Genomic DNA, 3,321 nt, shown 5'->3' with positions numbered 1-3,321 from the left:
GGGTTGTTGGTTTGGTTTTTTTTTTGCCCTGGGGGGGGGGGGGGGGGGGGGGGGGGGGGGGGGCCCCCCCCCCCCCCCCCGCCCGGGGGGGGGGGGGGGGGGGGGGGGGCCGCCCCCCCCCCCCCCCCCCCGGCTCCCCCTCCCACCAAGCACCCCCAAGTCCCTCAGCGGCCCTGCCGCCCCCCTCGCCTTCACCCCCCACAACCTCAGCCACCTCCGACCGCCTCACCCTCGGCCTCATCCCTCGCCTCCGGCCCCGGCCCCGGCCCCGAGCCGCAGCTCCCGAGCGGCCTTCACGGACGGGCCTGTGCCGTCCAGTAGGCGAGTTGCTCCCTCGTCGTCACCGTCGCCCGATGGCCGGCCCCGAGCACGCGGGCACGGATCGGCAGCAACGTCGCACACAGATCCCGCGCCCCCGCCGCATCCCCCGCCTTCCCCGTCCAGTACGCGAGGTTCGCCCTGGCAGTCAGCGTGTCAGGATGCTCAGCCCCCTGAACCCGCTCCCGTACCGGCACCAACGCCGCGTACAGGTCACGGGCCGCCGCAGCGTCCCCCAACTCCCCCGTCCACCGGGCCAGCTCATGCCGGACTGTCAACGTGTCGGGATGATGCGGCCCCGACACCCGCTCCCGTACCAGGAGCAACGCCGCATACTGGTCGCGGGCGGCCAGCGCGTCCCCCAGCTCACCGGTCCACCTGGCCAGCTCGTGCCGGTTGATCAGCGTCGACGGATGCTCGGCCCCCTGAACCCGCTCCCGCACGGGCAGCAGCGCCGCGTACTGGTCACGGGCCGCGGCCGCGTCCCCCGCCTGCCCGGTCCACTGGGCGAGGTTGGCCTGCGTGGTCAGGGTGTCCGGATGCTCCGGGCCCGACACCCACTGCCGGACCGGCAACAGTGCCGCGTACTGGTCGCGGGCGGCCACCGGATCGCCCGCCCGTCCCGTCCACTGGGCCAGGTTGTGCCGGGTGGTCAGGGTGTGCGGGTGTTCGGGACCGAGCACCCGCTCGTAGACGGGAAGCAACTCCAGGTACTGGTCACGCGCCGCCGCTGAGTCGCCCGCCTCGCCCGTCCAGAGCGCCAGCTCGTGCCGGGCCGTCAGCGTCGCCGGCTCCTCCGGGCCGAGCGCCGCCGCGAGCGCGTCGGCGATCTCCTCGAACAACGACCTCGCCGTACGGTAGTCGCCGCTGGCCCCCAGATACTGGGCCGTCTTGTCCATGCCGGGCGAGGTCGGCCCGAGCACCGTCCGGATGTGCGGCAACAGCCTGGCGTACCGCGGCCACCGCACCTTCTGCCCGGGATCGTCCGGCAGCACGGCTTCCACCAGCACCGCCGCCACCTCCCGCCACCGGCGCTGCGCCCGCATCGAGAGCTGATCAAGCGTGACGGCCTGCACCAGCTGGTGCACGGTGACCGTCCCGTCCACGGGCGGCCCGATCAGGCTGTGCCGCCGCAACGCGCTCAGCGCCGCGTTGATCCGCAGCGTGTCGCGCGGCAGCGCCCGCATCATCATCAGCACGCTGGGATGCACGTCCCGCAGCAGGCGCGTCGGCGGCCCGGAGATCCGCCCGTAGGCCAGCCGCCGCTGCACGTCCGCCCGGAAAAGGTCCCGCGACGTCCACCGACCCAACGGCGAAAGCAGCAAATGCTACGGAATCGCCTCGTGCGCGTAGCAGGACAGCAGCCGCAGCAGCGCGATGGCCTGCGGACTCGTCCTGGCCAGCCGCTGGAACGCGAACTGCCACGTGGAGGCCACCCGCTCGCGATACCCCCACGCCTGCCCCTGCGCCAGCAACTCGGCACGCTGGTGATGCAGCAGATCCAGGTACTCCGACAGCTCCAGCCCCGTCTCCGACATGTACGCCGCGGCCTGCTCCAGCGCCAGCGGCAACGCCCCGAGCTCCGCCACCACGGCGGCGGCCGCCCCGGCGTCGTCCTGCCCCGAACTCGCCAGCAGCAGCAACGCCGCCGACTCCAGGTCGAGCACCGGCAGCTCCAGCCCCTGATCCCGTGGCCAGCTCCCGGACCGGCTCGTGATCAGCACGTGCCCCGGCCCCGCCGGAGGCAACACGGGCCGCACCGCCTCGGCCTCCGGCACATTGTCCAAAATCAACAACCACGGTTCGGTACGCGCCGCCAGCGCGGCGTGCACCTGGTCGACCGGGTCCGCCGCGTCCGCGCCCAGCTCCCGTAATCCCATGAGCGCCGCCAACCGGGCGAACGCCGCCGACAACACCGCCGGTTCGGCCGCCGGCAACTGCCAGACGAGCTGGTAGTCGTGCTGGTACCGGTAGGCGTACTCCAGCGCGAGACTGGTCTTGCCCACGCCGCCGAGCCCGTGCACGGCCACCACCGCCGGCCGTACGTCGCTCCCCAGCAGCCGTTCCCGCAGCTCCGCCACGGCCTCGTCCCGTCCGACGAGCTGCGGCGGTCGCGGCCCCAGCTGTACAGGCCGCGTCGCGACCCGAGGCCGCGACGGCAGATGCACGTCCCCGATGACGTCGACATGCCCCCCGGTCACCGCCGTGGACCTGTCCCCCGTCATGGCCAGACCGGACTCCTGCCGCCCCATCACGACCGACCGCTCACCCGCCGCACCCCCGAGACCGCCACCCCCCGGCCCCGCCCCACCCCCACCAGCCCCCGCCACACCCGAACCAGAACCAGAACCAGAACCTTGACCAGCACCAGCACCAGCACCAGGCTGCCCCGCCTGATCCTGACCCGCACCACTTCCACTGCCACCGGCGGGCTCACCACCACCGGAAGGCGTCATGGCGGCCCGAAGCTGCGCCCACAGCCCGACACCGGCTATGAACAACCCCGCCACACCCACGAACATGCTGACGACACTGGCCCGCTTGTCCAGCAGCTCCAGCTGTAACGGCTCGGCGAAAAACCCCACGACCCCCGCGGCCACCAACCCGACGGAGATCGACGCGAACGTCCACGCCAGCAGCCGACGGCTCCGACGCGCTGACTGCTTGGAAGGTGGAGAAGCGGTCACTCTAATAGAGTTACCCGATTACGGTGAGTATCCTAGGGAGATTGCCAGGTCCATGAACGACCTCTGACCTCGCCCGACCCCACCCCTCCCACCATCCCTCAAAGCCAGCACCGCCCCGACCCGTAGCCGAACCATGCCGACCCCGCACATCGCACAAACGGGGCCGCAACACCCACCCTCCAGACACCCCGCCGCCCCACCAACGCCCCCGCCCACGCCCCCGTCGACGTCCAGACACCACACGAAACAACCCCGGAAACACAGAAAGGGCCCCGACCGAAGTCGGAGCCCTTCCCAAAAGATTGTCCGGCGGTGA

At 72.3% G+C, this 3,321-nt stretch carries 3 protein-coding genes; all 3 read right to left on the bottom strand.

Translation table 11 applies throughout. From position 1 onward, the window contains the following. Positions 1-293: 293 nt before the first annotated feature. From ACIHAD_RS48215 to ACIHAD_RS48205, 3 genes are read right to left on the bottom strand one after another with little or no spacing between them, the layout of a single operon-like run. Positions 294-1,589 carry a tetratricopeptide repeat protein gene (locus ACIHAD_RS48215; protein ID WP_397361623.1) on the bottom strand — a complete coding sequence of 432 codons (1,296 nt, stop codon included), beginning with the start codon at positions 1,587-1,589 and terminating at the stop codon, positions 294-296. 57 nt (positions 1,590-1,646) lie between these two features. Then, positions 1,647-2,543, bottom strand: coding sequence for an NB-ARC domain-containing protein (locus ACIHAD_RS48210; protein WP_397361622.1), 897 nt, complete (start codon positions 2,541-2,543; stop codon positions 1,647-1,649). Positions 2,544-2,569: 26 nt separating this feature from the next. Beyond that, positions 2,570-2,743 (bottom strand): hypothetical protein, encoded by a 174-nt coding sequence (locus tag ACIHAD_RS48205; RefSeq protein ID WP_397361621.1) that lies wholly within the window; start codon positions 2,741-2,743, stop codon positions 2,570-2,572. Positions 2,744-3,321: the final 578 nt, after the last annotated feature.

The organism is Nonomuraea sp. NPDC052265 (assembly GCF_044547985.1).
GTDB lineage: Bacteria > Actinomycetota > Actinomycetes > Streptosporangiales > Streptosporangiaceae > Nonomuraea.
The sequence above is the reverse complement of the archived record's forward strand: the minus strand, read 5'-3'. Positions and strand labels throughout refer to the sequence as shown.

Bases quoted from the DNA above. Each gene is read 5' to 3' on its own strand.
- ACIHAD_RS48210 (WP_397361622.1), bottom strand. From the start codon at position 2,543: ATGACGGGGGACAGGTCCACGGCGGTGACCGGGGGGCATGTCGACGTC.